The sequence below is a fragment of the Streptomyces sp. HUAS TT11 genome, from assembly GCF_051553595.1.
In the GTDB taxonomy this organism is placed as follows: domain Bacteria; phylum Actinomycetota; class Actinomycetes; order Streptomycetales; family Streptomycetaceae; genus Streptomyces.
Genome location: NZ_CP196184.1, coordinates 8,171,459 through 8,185,891, shown reverse-complemented (window position 1 = coordinate 8,185,891; position 14,433 = coordinate 8,171,459). Strand labels below are relative to the sequence as shown.

Here is a 14,433-nt window from a genome sequence, read left to right as displayed (position 1 = left end):
GACACCATACATGGTGTTGGTTTTCATTTTCATCTTGCTGTTACTCTGCTCGCCTCGCTGCCGCGCACCACGTCACGGCCACATCACGTGGCGACCGCAGCACGCGGCAACCGCAGCACCGCACGGACGGCCACGGCCGTGCACGAGGAGGAGACATGTCCGCACACTGCCAACTCACCGGCCGACAGCCCGGCTTCGGCCATCACATCTCGCATTCGCACCGGCGCAGCAAGCGCCGCTTCGACCCCAACGTGCAGCGCAAGCGCTACTGGCTGCCCAGTGAAGGCCGCCATGTCCGGCTCACCCTGGCGGTCAAGGGCATCAAGACGGTGGACGCGATCGGCATCGAGGCCGCCGTGGCCCGTATCCGCGCCCGGGGAGGAAAGGTCTGATGGCGAAGAAGAGCAAGATCGCGAAGAATGAGCAGCGACGGCTTGTCGTGGCGCGCTACGCGGCGCGCCGCGCCATACTCAAGGCCATCATCATGTCCCCACGGACGCCCGACGACGAACGCGCCGCCGCTCAGCGGGAATTGCGGCGCCAGCCGCGCGACGCCAGCGCCACTCGCCTGCGCAACCGTGACTCCGTCGACGGCCGCCCCCGCGGCCATCTGCGCACCTTCGGCCTGTCCCGCGTCCGTTTTCGCGAGATGGCCCACGCGGGCGAGCTCCCCGGGGTGACGAAGAGCAGTTGGTGACGGGCGCACCTTTCGCTCGCATCCGGGGGCCGCGCCGCGAATCGCAGCCGTTCCCCTCCGCCACGGACGAATCCCCGCCGGCTCGGGCTGTGCGGTCCGGGACCGATCCGGGGCCCGTCCGGGACCGGCCCGGAGCCGGGGCGATCGGTTCGTCGGCGGTCGCGCGTTCCTCGCAGCGGATACGGGACGCAAGGCCGGCGACCACGACCGATCGCACCGAGGCGGCGCAGTTGCTCGCGCACGGTGTGGCCGAGACGGGGTGTGTCACCGCTGGATGGCGGGCCGATTCCGTCGGCTGACGCTGTCCGTGTCCCCCAGGGCCAAGCCGTGGATGGTCGTCCGGCCGCCTCCGCCCGCCCGCAAGAACACCGGCGGCAGCGGCCGGACAAACTCCCCCCTCCACCGCGCTCGGTTCCCGAGGCCGCGTCACGCGTCGGGCGTCAGGGTGTCGGCCCACTCCTTCGTCGTGAGGACATCGCCGCGGCGGTTGAAGACCTTGGTCATCAGGCTGTCGTGCAGGTCGGGGTCGGGATCGGCACAGGCGTCGGACAGGACGGTGACGCGGTGGTCCAGGTCGGTCGCCTGCAGGGCGGTGGACAGGACGATGCCGCCGGTCGCGATGCCGGCGAGGACGAGGTGATCGATGTCCTGTGCGGCGAGGATCTGCTGAAGGTTGTTGCCCGCGAAGGCGCTGACGCGGTTCTTGTGCACCACGATCTCGTCGCCGCGAGGAGCGACGTCCGGGTGGATGGCGGCACCGGGGTCGTCGGCCGTGAACAGATGGGTCGGCAGAGAGCCGAAGATCTTGTTGCGCGGGTGCACGTCGACATGGCCGGGCCGGAGCCGGAGAACGACGTGGATGACGGGCACCCGGGCGGCGCGGGCCGTCTCCAGGGCCCGGACGGCCGTCGGCAGGTGGTCGGCGGGGACGTGGGCCAGATGGTTGACCTGGAGGTCCATGGACAGCAGGGCGGTACGCGGCATGGTCGGCCTTTCAATGACGGGCGCCGGCTTGTGAGTCGGGCTTCGAGACACTCGCCGCCCGGCGCGGTGGTGCGTGGGTCCCGGCATCAGGACCACCCGGTCGGAAGGGGGCGGGTGCCTGCGCGGAGGTTGCGGTGCGGGTTCGCCCGCGCAGATGGGCTATGCCCTGTCGGCGGGGCCGGCCGGGTCGGCCGAGAGGCGTCGAAGACTGCGGTCGAAGACGGAGACAAGGAGATACAGAACTCCGGCGCCGAGCATGATCCAGGCGAGGTGATGCATTCCGGAAGTGCTCGCATGCTCCCCGAAGGACGCGGCGGTCGCGGACGACGCGACCATAGAGCCCAGGTAGGCGAAGGTCCGCAGCAGGCCGGCGGAGGATCCGATGCGATCCGGATCGGCCTGGAAGTACACGGAGTTCTGCAGGGCGAGGCTGTTGGACCCCTGGGGCACACCGAAGACGACCGCGAGGGCGACGAGCATCCACACGGGGCTGTCGGCGGTCAGGGTCAGCATCAGAACGCAGGCGGCGATCTGACCGACGGCGCCGAACAGGAGTTTCCCGAGGACCCCGTTGCGCCGGCCGACGGTGACGGAGACGGCGATCCCCACGAGGAACATCGGTATCTGCACAAGGCCGGCGTGAAGGGGCGAGAGCCCGTAACCCTCTTCCGTCCACTGGGTGAAGCCGTAGAGGAAGGCGTAGGAGACCACGTAGGCCACCAGTGCCCTCCCGTAGGTGGCCAGCAGCGGGATGTTGCCGCCGAGCACCCTCAGGTCGATGAACGGCGTCCCGGCGCGCAACTCCCGCACGGTGAAAGCTGCTCCGGCGGCGGCGGTGATCACCGGAAGGTACCAGGTGCCGGCGTGCAGGTTCATCAGGAACAGCAGCAACGAGACCAGCATGGCCGCGAACAGACCCATGCCCGGCAGGTCGATCCGTGCGCCGGGCCTGCCCCGGGCCGCGGCGTCCGTGGCCGGTTGCTTGGGCAGACGCAGCATGCCGAGAGCGACCGCGACCGCGGCCAGGGGGATGTTGAGCGCGAAGGTGGACCGCCAACCGCCCAGCCCGATCAGCAGCCCACCGAGCAGGGGACCGATCACGGCGATGGTCTGGTTGGCGACCGCCAGCGCGGTCAGTACGCCCGCGGGACTGTCCTGGCCGGTCCGCTCGGCCTCGCTGCGCAGCAGTGCCATGGCGGCGGGATAGCCGGCGCACGTTCCGAAGCCGAGCAGGACCCGCGCCGCGATGAGGACCCCGAGGTCGGGAGCGAGGGTACCGACGATGCCGGCGACGCCGACGAGGCTCGTGCTGAGGAGGAAGAGGCGGCGCGGGCCGAATATGTCGATCAACCGGCCGACGATCGGCTGCCCGAGGGCGGTGGCCAGGTAGAGGGCGGAGACCAGCCAGGCGGTCTGCGACGGCGGCGCCCCGAAGGCGGCGCCGATGGGCACCAGCGCGACGGCGACGATGGTGGAGTTGATCGGGTTCAGGACCGAGCCGAGCATCATCGGGGGGACGAGCCGGCGGTCGAAGCCTGTCTTCCGGGTGTCGCCGCGCGCCGCGGTCGTCCGGTCACTCATGGACGAGTCGCTCCAGCACGGCCATGGCCGCGATCACGGTCTGCCGCTCCTCTTCGGTGCACTTCTTCTGCAGTTCGGCAGCCAGCCATTCACCCCGCGCCTGCCTGCCCTCCTCGGCCCGCCTGCGTCCCTCCGCGGTGAGCGCGATCAGCAGCCGCCGACCGTCCCCGGGATCGCGGCGCCGTTCGACCAGCCCCAGGCCGGCCAGTGCGGCGACCGTGCTCGCCATCGACTGGTGACGCATGCCCTCGACGGAGGCGAGGTCGCTGGTCGTGAGCCCTTCGTTGTCGATCAGGCGGGCCAGCACCGACGCCTGAGTGAGGCTGATGTCCTCGGTGCCTCCGGCGGCGCGGATGCGGCGCCGCAGGCGCCCGATGACGCCGCGCACCTCCTGCGAGGCACGGACGGCGGACGGCGACGGTCCAGGGTGGTCACTCATGGCCCTCACCCTAAAATCGTCAGCCCAGGTTGTCCAGTTTACCTGCGCAGGTTAGCTGGGCAATCGTGGGAGCTCACGTGGAAGGCCGGCACGGCCGTCCACCCCGGCCTGCGGTTTCGCACAGGGGGCGCACACGTGGGCCCGCCTTCGGTGGCGTGCGATGCAGCGTGCAACGTGGCGCGTGCGATACGGCTTTCGGCATCGCGGAGGCCGTCGCGCCGATCGAGTCCCGCGCATCGTGAAGATCGTCCGGCCTGCCGATCGGGGGCGCTGCCGGATCCCACTGCGCGGTCCGCGCGCCGCGTTCACGACGCACCTCCGTCAAGTCGAATGGCCGGAGGCCGGGCTCCGCTCCGGAAGAGCGCGCCCTCTCGAGTCGTCGTGACGTGGCGCCTACCAGTAGGTGCGCGTGATCTTGTCAGGCAGTCGCCCCTGCCGCTCCCCCTCCTGGAGGATCGCCGACGCCACGACGAGGAAAGCAATGCGGAGTTCGGGGTCCGGGTCGGGGTTTTGCACATTCCCGATGTTTTTGTCGAGGAGCATGTCGCCGAGAGTCAGTCCCTCCGGTGTACAGGGGCGCGCGACCGATTCCTCCGGGTCGATCAGGATGTTTCCGGTGACCCCTTCTGCGGTTTCCCAGGCGTAGACGGATCCCGCTTCGAGAGAAAGGATCTTCCTGCACGCCAGTGCTGCCGTCACGGGGATGTCCACCAGTTCGCTCGCGCCAGGGGCTTGATCACCCGAACCCTATGCCGTCCGCCGCGGGCGCGTGTTCGTCCCGGGTGTGGCCGACGCCCAGGGCCGCCCGGTGGGGGCGGCGACAGTCCTGGTCGCCGTACTGACACATCCGGTTCGACCCGTACGGTCCGCGCCGAGCGGGCCGCCCGGCGGTGGAACCCGCGTACACCACGTGGGCCGGTGTCCATCCGGATGGACACCGGCCCACATCGGTGAAGGGCTACTGCGGGCTTCCGTGTGCCCGCTCGGACAGGTCCTTCCAGGCGCGCCAGGTGTCCAGGCGCTTGCCGTACTCCTCTTCGATGCGTTCGACCTGGCCTCGGCCGAAGAAGACGCGCAGCGGGGGTTCGTCGGCGTCGACGATCGCGAGGATCGCCTCGCGAGTGGCGGTGGGGTCACCCACCATGCCGGGCTTCACACGTGCCGCGCGGGCGGCGCGGGCAGGCTCGTACACATCGATCGGCGTGGCGTTCACCGCCGAGTCGCCGCCCCAGTCCGTGCTGTAGCCGGTCGGTTCCACGATGGTGACGTGGAGTCCGAAGGGCGCCACTTCCAGGGCGAGGGACTGGCTGAAGGCCTCCACCGCCCACTTCGAGGCGTGGTACAGGCCCAGGTTCGGGAACGCCATGAGCCCGCCGATGGAGGACACCTGCACGAAGTGGCCGCTGCCTTGGGCACGCAGGATCGGCAGGGCGGCCTTGGTCACCCACAGCGCGCCGAACAGGTTCGTCTCGATCTGTGCCCTTGCCTCGTCCTCGGAGACCTCCTCGATGGTGCCGAACAGGCCGTAGCCGGCGTTGTTGACCACCACGTCCAAGCGTCCGAAGTGCTCGTGGGCGTGCGCGACGGCGGCGTCGACGGCGGCCTTGTCCGTGACGTCGAGCTGCTGGGCCAGGACACGGTCACCGTAGCTGTCGGTGAGCGCCTTGAGACTCTCGATGGTGCGGGCGGTGGCCGCGACCTTGTCTCCGCGTTCCAGAGCCGCCTCGGCCCACTCGCGGCCGAATCCGCGCGAGGTGCCGGTGATGAACCACACCTTCTGCTGCGTCGTCATGTCCCCTCCGTTTCCTGTCGGTTCGTTGCTTCTCGCTGCGGCGGGCCCGGGGTCGCCGCAGCGTGGTGCCCGCGGCGGCGCGGGTGCGTCGTCACGCGATGGCCTTGCCGTCGGGGAGGTCCGTGGACACCGAGAGTGCGTGCCACTGGGCGAACTCTTCGTCGACGGCCGTGCGGGCCTGGGCGACCAGGCGGACGGCGTCACTGCCGAGCAGCAGGTGCCCCGGTGGGTCGGGGGCGTCGAGGACCGTGAGCAGTGCCCTGCCGGCCTGGGCGGGGTCGCCGAGCTGGCTGCCGTTGATGGCGAGGCGGTTCTCACGGATGGGGCCGAACACCTCGTCGTAGTCGGGGACGCTGCGCTCGACGCGGTGCATGGAACGGCCCGCCCAGTCGGTGCGGAACGATCCCGGCTCGACGCTGGTGACACGGATGCCGAAGGGTGCGACCTCCGGCCGCAGGCTGTCGGCGATGCCCTCGACGGCGTATTTGCTGGCGTGGTACAGGGACAGGCCGGCGAACGCCCGCAGTCCGCCCATGGACGTGATGAAGAAGACGTGCCCGGTGCGGCGTTCCCTCATGGAGGGCAGGACGGCCTTTGTGACGGCGATGACGCCGAACACATTGACGTCGAACTGGGCACGAGCGTCGGCCAGGGAGGCTTCCTCCAAGGTGCCCTCCACGCCGTATCCGGCGTTGTTGACCAGTACGTCGATCGGAGCGACGGCCCGGGTCACCTCCTCGACGACGGCGGTGACCTGGTCGTGGTCGGTGACGTCCATGATGCGGCCGTGCGCCCGTCCCGGGGCGAGGGACTCGAAGTCCTTGATCTGCTCCGGATCGCGCAGAGTTCCGACGACGGCGTGTCCCGCGTGGAGTGCTTCCGTGGCGATGGCGCGGCCCAGTCCGGTACTCACGCCGGTGATGAGGAAGGTCTTCGGCATGTCACCCTTCCGGTGGTGTGCGATGGGGAGAGGAGAGCGCGTCCGCCGTCAGCAGCGCCTTCAGCGCCGTGCCGGCGAGTGCGCGGGCATGGTGTTCGGTGAGGGTGTAGTGGCCCGTGAGGCGGCGGAAGATCAAGGGGCCGAAGAGGATGTCGATGACGTCGTCCACGGCGATCGACGGATCCGCCTCGCCTCTGTCCACGGCGCGCTGCCAGAGTTCGGTGATGGCGGCCCGCCGACCGGCGAGGAAGTACTCACGGAAGTAGGCGGCGCCTGCCGGGTCGTCCACGCAGGCGGCGAGCAGCTGGGCGAAGACCACTCCGCGCTCACTGCCGTAGAAGGCGCTGACGCGTACCACTTGCTCGGTCAGGTCATCAACGGCGGAGCCCGTGTCCGGCAGCGGCAGTGCCTGAGCCATCATGCGGCCGAACGCCTTCGCGGCCAGCGCGGTCCGCGACGGCCAGTGCTTGTAGACGGTCGCCTTGCTGACCTGGGCACGGGCTGCGATCGCGTCCACGGTGGCCGCCGGCAATCCGCCCTCGGACAGGAGCTCCTGTGTGGCGAGGAGCACCGTCTCATGGATGCGTTCGCTCCGCGGCCCGGTGGGGTGGGCGACGATCCCCTCCGACACCTCCCGCGGTACGGAAGGGTCCTTGGCCTTGCGCGATGTCATCGTCCTGCTCCTGTGAAGGCGTTCGCCGCGGGGACCGCCGAGACGGGTGACGATCCGGTGGTGGCCCGTCGCCTCGGCTCCCTGTGAGTGGTGTCCCTGTACAGGGACAAGCGACCGGGGGTGTCAGACCGCTCCTGCAAGGGTCTCGAAGGCCTGGTCGTCCAACTGGATCGAGGCGGCACCGATGTTGTCCTCCAGGTGCGCCACGCTCGACGTGCCCGGGATGGGGAGCATGACCGGCGAGCGCTTGAGCAGCCAGGCAAGTGCGAGCTGGGACGGGGAGGCTCCGTACTCCTGTGACAGCGCCGCGAGCGGGCCGTCCGGCCCGGCGAGTTCACCGGTGGCCAGCGGGAACCAGGGGATGAAACCGATGCCCCGTCCGGTGGCGTGGTCGAGCAGGTCCTCGGCCGAGCGGTTGGCGAGGTTGTACAGGTTCTGAACCGTGGTGATGTCGGCGATTCGTGAGGCGTCCTCGACCTGGTCGACGCTGACTTCGCTGAGGCCGATGTAGCGGATCTTTCCCTCGTCCTGGAGCTTCTTCAGCTCGCCGACCTGGTCCTCCAGCGGCACGGCGGGGTCGATGCGGTGCAGCTGGAAGAGGTCGATGCGGTCGACGCCGAGGTGGCGCAGGCTGAGTTCGGCCTGTTGCCGCAGATATTCCGGCCGGCCGAGGGGGATCCACTGATCGGGTCCCTGCCGGGTGAATCCGGCCTTCGTGGCGATGACCAGGTCATCGGCGTACGGATGCAGAGCCTCTTTGATCAGGAGCTCGGCGGTGAACGGGCCGTAGGAGTCGGCCGTGTCGATGAAGTTCACGCCCAGCTCGACCGCCCGTCGAAGAACCCGGACGGCCTCCGCACGGTTCGCGGGCTCGCCCCACACACCGGGGCCGGTCAACTGCATCGAGCCGAAGCCGAGACGGGTGAGCGTCAGCTCACCCAGAGTGAAGGTACCGCTGGCGCCGGCAGAAATCTCGCTCATCATGCCTCCAGAAGTGAACTGTACGGACAGTTTACTTCACGGGTCCGGAACCGCCAATCGGACCTCTCGTACCGCCGCTTCTTGAAGGTTGCCCGCGTTCAGCCCGGGCGGCTGACACTCGGGGGACGGCCCGGCGGCAGCAGCGTTGTCGTGGCTGCCGCAGGCCCGGGTGTCCCCCGCCGGGCGTCGACGCTCCGCCGAACGCCGTATGACCGTCGGTCGCACGACCGAGTGCCGCACCGGTCGATGACACCGCCCCCGCGGACATCACCCGATCGGCCGAGCAGGCGTCAGCGACACGGCGCAGAGTTGTGTGGCGCCCTCGTGTACGACCTCCTACCGCATCGCTCGCGCCTCATACTGTCGATGCCGTCGATGACACATTCGCCCGAGTGCTCCGGTTGCCCGCGCCCCGCCGAGGCGACCGGACCGGCCGTCCCAGTGGCCGTGGCGGCGGTCCGAGTCTGCTGGCCCACGGATGAACGAAAGCCGGTTATGCCTGAGCGACCGATCGTCGTGTTCGACGTCAACGAGACCCTGCTCGACCTGGACGCGATCCGCCCCACCTTCGAGCGGATCTTCGACGACCCCGCCGCCCTGCGCCTGTGGTTCGCCCACCTCATCACCTACTCCGAGGCGCTCACACTCAGCGGCATCTACGTCCCGTTCACCGACATCGGCGGCGCCGTACTGCGGATGCTCGCCGCCACCCGCAACATCACGATCAGCGACACCGACACCGCCGAACTCACCCATCGGTTCGCCGCCATGCCGCCCCACCCCGAGGTCCCCGCCGCCCTGCGCCGCCTGCACGACCACGGCTTCCGACTGTTCACGCTCACCGACAACACGCTCGACATCTCGGGGCGGCAGCTGGATCGGGCGGGCCTTACCCATCTGTTCGAGCGCCGTTTCAGCGTCGAGGCCGTGCGACGCCACAAACCGGCGCCGGAGGCCTACCGGTCAGTGTCCTCCGCACTCGATGTCGACCCGGCCGGCATCTGTCTGGTCGCGTGCCATGTCTGGGACACGATCGGCGCCGCCGCGGCCGACTGGCAGACGGCGCTCATCCTCCGCGAGGGCAACGCGCCACTCGACGTCGGACCGCAACCCGACTACATCGGGCAGGACCTCGACGCGATCGCCGACCAGCTCACCGAGCGGTACGGGAACGGCGGCTCGGGCCACGTGTGACCCCAACGACCGTCGCCGCCCCGGCCGAAGCGGGCCTGCCCTCCCCGGCCGTATCGACCACCCGGATCAGCGCACCCGTCCGCGCGGCTTGAGCGGTACCGGCGGCAGTTCCGGCGCGGGCAACGGAGCGCCGTCGTACCCCTTCACCTCACCGAACCGCGAGCCCGTCATCCACTCGGCACGCGCCCGGGAGATGTCCTCCTGCGTGCGTCCGATGAAGTTCCACCACATGATCAGCTCCTCGTCGAACGGTTCACCGCCGAGGAGCATCAGGCCCGCGTCCGACTCGGCGCGCAGCGGGAGTTCGGTGCGGCCGCAACCAAGGTAGAGCATCGAGCCCGGCAGGACCGGCACGCCGTCGACATACGCCTCGCCCGACATCGACAGCACCGCGTACTCGAAGTCCGCCTCCAGCGGCAGGCGTACGTCCGATCCGCGTGTCAGCGACAGATCGGCGCCCACGATCGGAGTGAACGTCGAACCGGGCGATGTCGCGCCGTCGATCCCGCCCAGGATCAGCGTGGCCGTCAGGCCCGGTGCCGTGACCACGGGAAGTTCCGCGTGGTACTCGAAGTGCGGCTCGGTGTGCCGGTGGCTGTCGGGCAGGGCCACCCACAGCTGCGCGCCGTGCAGAAAGCGCGCGTGCGACTTCGGGCTCTCCTCGGAGTGGCTGATCGCCCCGCCCGAAGTCATCAGGCCCAACTGGCGCGGACGGATGGTCTGGAGGCTGCCGGTCGAATCGCGGTGCAGCACTTCTCCCTCGTGCAGCCAGCTGACCGTCTGAAGGCCCATGTGCGGGTGCGGCGGGACCTGCATCCCGGGCTCGTCGGCGATGTCGTCCGGACCGTAGTGATCGACGAAGCACCACGCGCCCACCATGCGACGCCCCAGGTTCGGAAGCAGTCGGCGGACCTCCGTCGACTCGCCGAGCCGGACACGGCGTGGACTGAGGAGTTCGCGCACCGGCTCCGCCACCACGAACCCGCGGCCACCGCACACGGCGGGCACCGCCTCGCGATCCAGATTGCTCATGCCGCACAACCTAGTCCTGCGCGGACTCCCGCGTCAGGCCAACCACGCGTCCGTCGAGGCGCTCTTGAATCGAACCTGACGTCGAGGTTCCCCCACGCGAGCCTTGGCCCGTGGGAGGACTGACGGGGCCGGAAATACAGTAGCCATGGCTATAGTAGCCATGTACGGTAATCTCCATGAGTACGGCATCCGAAGGCGCGACTCCCGGCTTTCTCGTCTGGCGGCTTTCCATGAAGTGGCGCGTGGCCGTCGATCGCGCGGTGGCACCGCTCGGCCTGACGCACGCCCAGTACGCGCTGGTGGCAACGCTGTTCGGTATGCGGCGCGGCGGCCTGCGCCCCAGTCAGCGTCAGCTCGCCGACCACACCGGGCTCGAGGCGCTCTACGTCTCCAAGCTCGCCCGCGCCCTGGAGGCCGCCGGTCTCGTGGACCGGGTGCGCGACCCGGCGGACCCCCGGGCCGTACAGCTCTCCCTCACCACGGAGGGGCAGCAGGTCGCGCGGCGCGCGATCCAGGTGGTCCAGCGGCTCCACGAGCAGTTCCTGCAACCACTGGGCGGCCCCGACAGCGCCCGCACCCAGGCCTTCACCGACGAACTGCGCACCCTGCTCGGCGCACCACTCGACCCGTCGGCCGCAAGCACCGACATCGGCATCATGGAGGAGACGTCATGACCCACCCCGTTCCCGTCGCCGACGGCCGGCTCATCGGCCTCACCCACTACGCGAGCCGCGCACTGCTGGAGCGCGTCCTCGCTCGCACCGGCACCACCTTCACCCAGTCATCGGCGCTGCGGACGCTCGCGGACCACGGCGGGGTCCTCGAGCGCACCTCGCTCGTGAGTCTCGTACGCGACGCGCTCAGGACCACCGACGAGCCGGAGATCCGCACGGCCGTCGAGGGACTCGTCGCGCGCGGAATGCTTGTCGCGTCCGCCGACGACCGGGTGTCCCTCACCGACCGCGGCCGTGAGCTGTACGACGGCATCCAGAGCGGCGGAAAGGAGGTCGCCTCCCGGCTCTACGCGGACATCCCCCAGGAGGACCTGGAGACGGCCGGACGGGTGCTGGCGCTGGTCCTCCAGCGAGCGAACGCCGAGCTGGCGGCCGCATAGCCTCCCCCGGGACCACTCGAGGGAGGTCGTGGAATATTCAACAATCCGGCTCGGTTGTGAGCCCCGTAAGGAGGTATCGAGTGGAAACGACGTACTACGACCACGGGGCACCTGCGGAGCGCTGGGAGCGGGCGCGGATGTTCTTCGACGCCAAGGACTACTACGCGGCAGCGCGGGTCCTCGAGGGGCTGGTCGACGAGGTGCCGGAGCAGACCGGGCCGCGGCTGCTGCTGGCACGCGCCTACTACCACTCGGCCCAACTGCGCCGCGCCGAGGCCGAGTTGAACATCATCGTGGAGCGCGACCCGGTGGAGCACTACGCCCGGCTGCTGCTGGGGCGCACCCTGCAGCGGCAGGGTCGCGACGGCGAGGCCGAGCCGCATCTGCGGATCGCGTCCGCGTTCGGGGGCGACTTCGCGCAGGTGTGACGGTCCCCGGATGACGACGGCGAAGGCCCGTGCCCGGCTCTTCCGGGCACGGGCCGCCCCATGGGTCCGAGCCACCCCGGCAGAATCCATGCGCACCGCACCCTCGGCGGACGGGGTGACATGAAGGGCCGTCATGTCACGGGTCCGCCCGAGGGGAGCGGCCCCGCGGCACACGGCCCCGCCGCACGGCCGTGCCGGTTCCGCGTCAGCGTGCCGGACCGGGTGTCCGGCCGCCGCGGGAACGCCTGCCCCGGCGGTGGGCGATCTCACCGAGGACGACGTCCACCGCCAGGAACACCGCCACCGGAATTCCGAGCAGTGGCACGAAGTAGCCGAGCACCGCTATGACTGCCATGCACGGGACGAGGATCTGAGGGGGCACCTGCTGCCAGGCGCCCCGTGGCACCGGTCGCCCGAACATGCCCGCGCGCCCGCGCTGCCACCACATGCGGTAGCCCCATACGATCAGCAGGACCAGGGAGAGGGCGAGGCCCATCAGGGTGATCTGGTTGACCCATCCGAAGAGGACACCGGTGTGCAGGTCGATCCCCCAGCGCGTCAACTTCGCGAGCACGGGGTAGTCCGCGAACCGCAGCACGTCGAGCACCTCACCGGTGGCGGGTTCGACGGCCACCGAGTCCTGCTTGCCCGGCCAGCCGCGCTCGATCTGCCGGACGACGTAGGCGGATGACGCGTCGGCGGGCGGGACGATCTCGACGGGGTCGGTGAGGCCCTCGGCGCGCGCGGCGGCGAGCACCCTGTCCAGGCCCACACCGTGCCGACCGTCCCCGACCCCCGCCGAATCGTGGCCCGCGTGCTGGCCGCCCACGGTCGCCGAGAGGGACGGGGTCGCCTGGCCCAGTGAGGTGCGGAGCTCGTCGATGTTCGCCCCGGCATACGTGGACCAGGTCAGGCCGGTGGCGGAGAGGAAGAGGAATCCGGCGGCGGTCCAGACGCCGACGGTGCCGTGCAGGCCGAGGGTGCGACGGCGGCCGTTCGTCCCGCGCACCTTGCGCTGCGCCCGCCGACGCGCGCACCACAGCACCAGGCCGCCGCCGGCGATCACCCACAGCCAGCTGGCCGCGAGTTCGCTGTAGAGGCGGCCGTTCTCGCCGAGGTGCAGATCGCGGTGGAACTCGTCTATCCAGGTGCGCAGCGGCAGGGCCCCGGTGGAGCCGTACTGCTCCAACGCGCCCCGCACCCTGCCGGTGTACGGGTCGACGAAGACGGCGAGTACATGGTCCTCGTCCACGCCGGGCACACCCGACAGGAGCACTCTGGTGGTGGCGCCCTTCTCCGCGGAGGGCCGCACCGCCGACAGCGTGCCGTCGGGGTGTGCCGCGCGGGCGGCGGCGACCTGCCGGCCGATCGGCAGTTTGCTGCCACCGGCCGGGACGGTCGTCTCCTGCGCGTACACGATCCTCTCGGCCTGGAACGACGCGGCGTACAGGAATCCGGTCACGGCCGCGACCAGCAGGAACGGGGCGACGAGGACGCCCGCGTAGAAGTGCAGGCGCAGCACCAGCGGGCGCAGCGGCGCCCATCGGGACGGAGCGGGAGCGGCGGGCCGGGTCGGCTCGTCCGTCGTGGTCGTGGGAGCGGTGGACATCGGCGGCTTCTCCGGGGGTGGGGACGGACTCGGGGCCACGGACCGGGAGGCGGGACGTGGCGGTCCAGTAGTCGGAGGGCCGTGTGGGCGGGTTCCCCGCACCGCTCATGACCTACGTCACATATCGGTCTCTCGTGCGGTGACATCTGCCACAGGGATGCCCGGCAACCGCCTTCGCCTCGCGCTTCGCCTGTCATGCTGGCCGGATGGCATCTGAAGTCGACCGCACGAACCCCCCTGGCCGTCCGATCGCCGAGTTGGTCGAAGAACTCCTCGTCGCCGGCGACCCCTTGCCGATCGTCGCCGCGGGCCATCCGGTGCTCCGCCGTGGAGCCGAGCCGTTCGACGGCCAGTTGTCGCCCACGCTGCTGGCCCGCTTCGTCGAGGCCCTGCGCACGACGATGCACGCGGCGCCGGGCGTGGGCCTCGCGGCCCCACAGGTCGGGGTGCCGCTGCGGATCGCGGTCATCGAGGACCCGGCGCCCGTGCCCGAGGAGGTCAGGGTCGCGCGCGGCCGACTGCCGCAGCCCTTCCGGGTGCTGGTCAACCCGTCGTACGAGGCGCTCGGCGGCGAACGGGCCGCGTTCTTCGAGGGCTGCCTGAGCGTGCCGGGCTGGCAGGCCGTGGTGGCCCGCCATGCGCGGGTACGGCTGCGGGCGCTGGACGAGCACGGCACCGTGGTGGACGAGGAGTTCGCGGGCTGGCCGGCCCGCATCGTGCAGCACGAGACGGACCATCTGGACGGCGTGCTGTATCTGGACCGTGCCGAGTTGCGCTCGCTGGCGACGAACGAGGCGGTGCTGGCGCGTTGGGCGCAGCCGACGCCCGAACGGGCGGCGGCGGAACTGGGATTCACGCTGCCCGGCTCGTGAACCCGGCAACAGGAACCGAATTCCCGTCCCTGACCCCGGCCGCAAGAAAGTCTTCACGCCCTTGTGAGCGCGGTCTGCTGCGGGACGGCGGAGGGCC

Annotated in this window: 17 protein-coding genes; 7 read left to right on the top strand and 10 right to left on the bottom strand. The window is 70.3% G+C overall.

What is annotated here, in order from left to right; all coding sequences use genetic code 11:
- The first annotated feature begins 155 nt into the window (after positions 1-155).
- Together rpmB and rpsN are read left to right on the top strand one after the other, a co-directional pair.
- Positions 156-392, top strand: coding sequence for a 50S ribosomal protein L28 (rpmB, locus tag ACSHXN_RS36800; RefSeq protein ID WP_355142109.1), 237 nt, complete (start codon positions 156-158; stop codon positions 390-392).
- Positions 392-697 (top strand): 30S ribosomal protein S14, encoded by a 306-nt coding sequence (rpsN, locus tag ACSHXN_RS36795; protein ID WP_438305310.1) that lies wholly within the window; start codon positions 392-394, stop codon positions 695-697. Before rpmB ends, rpsN begins: the two co-directional genes overlap by 1 nt.
- A 426-nt stretch (positions 698-1,123) precedes the next feature.
- Here the strand turns inward: rpsN and ACSHXN_RS36790 are convergent, their stop codons facing one another.
- From ACSHXN_RS36790 to ACSHXN_RS36755, 8 genes are all read right to left on the bottom strand, one after another.
- Entirely contained in the window at positions 1,124-1,681 is a 558-nt protein-coding gene (locus ACSHXN_RS36790; protein WP_355142105.1) for a cysteine hydrolase, read from the bottom strand.
- 159 nt (positions 1,682-1,840) lie between these two features.
- Positions 1,841-3,262, bottom strand: a complete 1,422-nt coding sequence (locus ACSHXN_RS36785) for an MFS transporter (protein WP_355142103.1) — start codon at positions 3,260-3,262, stop codon at positions 1,841-1,843.
- Positions 3,255-3,701, bottom strand: a complete 447-nt coding sequence (locus ACSHXN_RS36780) for a MarR family winged helix-turn-helix transcriptional regulator (RefSeq protein ID WP_355142101.1) — start codon at positions 3,699-3,701, stop codon at positions 3,255-3,257. The genes ACSHXN_RS36785 and ACSHXN_RS36780 overlap by 8 nt, the downstream gene beginning before the upstream one ends.
- 393 nt (positions 3,702-4,094) lie before the next feature.
- On the bottom strand, positions 4,095-4,400 hold the full coding sequence (locus ACSHXN_RS36775; RefSeq protein ID WP_355142099.1) for a hypothetical protein: 306 nt from the start codon (positions 4,398-4,400) through the stop codon (positions 4,095-4,097).
- 259 nt (positions 4,401-4,659) lie between these two features.
- Positions 4,660-5,493, bottom strand: a complete 834-nt coding sequence (locus ACSHXN_RS36770; RefSeq protein ID WP_356113390.1) for an SDR family NAD(P)-dependent oxidoreductase — start codon at positions 5,491-5,493, stop codon at positions 4,660-4,662.
- Between the two features lie 91 nt (positions 5,494-5,584).
- Positions 5,585-6,433 carry an oxidoreductase gene (locus ACSHXN_RS36765; protein ID WP_438305304.1) on the bottom strand — a complete coding sequence of 283 codons (849 nt, stop codon included), beginning with the start codon at positions 6,431-6,433 and terminating at the stop codon, positions 5,585-5,587.
- A 1-nt stretch (position 6,434) separates the two neighbouring features.
- Complete coding sequence (locus ACSHXN_RS36760; RefSeq protein WP_355142093.1) at positions 6,435-7,106, bottom strand: TetR/AcrR family transcriptional regulator; 672 nt, start codon at positions 7,104-7,106, stop codon at positions 6,435-6,437.
- Between the two features lie 123 nt (positions 7,107-7,229).
- A complete protein-coding gene (locus tag ACSHXN_RS36755) occupies positions 7,230-8,087 on the bottom strand; it encodes an aldo/keto reductase (RefSeq protein ID WP_355142091.1) in 858 nt (285 codons plus the stop codon).
- A gap of 495 nt (positions 8,088-8,582) precedes the next feature.
- Here ACSHXN_RS36755 and ACSHXN_RS36750 point away from each other — a divergent pair, with 495 nt between their 5' ends.
- Positions 8,583-9,281, top strand: a complete 699-nt coding sequence (locus tag ACSHXN_RS36750) for a haloacid dehalogenase type II (RefSeq protein WP_438305300.1) — start codon at positions 8,583-8,585, stop codon at positions 9,279-9,281.
- 66 nt (positions 9,282-9,347) lie between these two features.
- On the opposite strand, the gene ACSHXN_RS36745 is transcribed toward ACSHXN_RS36750, so the two are convergent.
- Positions 9,348-10,313: a pirin family protein gene (locus tag ACSHXN_RS36745; protein ID WP_438305297.1), complete on the bottom strand. Its 966-nt coding sequence runs from the start codon at positions 10,311-10,313 to the stop codon at positions 9,348-9,350.
- Positions 10,314-10,489: 176 nt separating this feature from the next.
- Between ACSHXN_RS36745 and ACSHXN_RS36740 the strand changes: the two genes are divergently transcribed.
- From ACSHXN_RS36740 to ACSHXN_RS36730, 3 genes are all read left to right on the top strand, one after another.
- Positions 10,490-10,987: a MarR family winged helix-turn-helix transcriptional regulator gene (locus ACSHXN_RS36740; protein ID WP_355142029.1), complete on the top strand. Its 498-nt coding sequence runs from the start codon at positions 10,490-10,492 to the stop codon at positions 10,985-10,987.
- Entirely contained in the window at positions 10,984-11,427 is a 444-nt protein-coding gene (locus tag ACSHXN_RS36735; protein WP_356296730.1) for a MarR family winged helix-turn-helix transcriptional regulator, read from the top strand. Before ACSHXN_RS36740 ends, ACSHXN_RS36735 begins: the two co-directional genes overlap by 4 nt.
- A gap of 80 nt (positions 11,428-11,507) precedes the next feature.
- Positions 11,508-11,855, top strand: a complete 348-nt coding sequence (locus tag ACSHXN_RS36730; protein ID WP_059130533.1) for a tetratricopeptide repeat protein — start codon at positions 11,508-11,510, stop codon at positions 11,853-11,855.
- Between the two features lie 205 nt (positions 11,856-12,060).
- On the opposite strand, the gene ACSHXN_RS36725 is transcribed toward ACSHXN_RS36730, so the two are convergent.
- Positions 12,061-13,464, bottom strand: coding sequence for a PepSY-associated TM helix domain-containing protein (locus tag ACSHXN_RS36725; protein WP_438305294.1), 1,404 nt, complete (start codon positions 13,462-13,464; stop codon positions 12,061-12,063).
- Positions 13,465-13,670: 206 nt separating this feature from the next.
- Between ACSHXN_RS36725 and ACSHXN_RS36720 the strand changes: the two genes are divergently transcribed.
- Positions 13,671-14,336, top strand: a complete 666-nt coding sequence (locus tag ACSHXN_RS36720) for a peptide deformylase (RefSeq protein WP_356113404.1) — start codon at positions 13,671-13,673, stop codon at positions 14,334-14,336.
- Positions 14,337-14,433 lie beyond the last annotated feature (97 nt).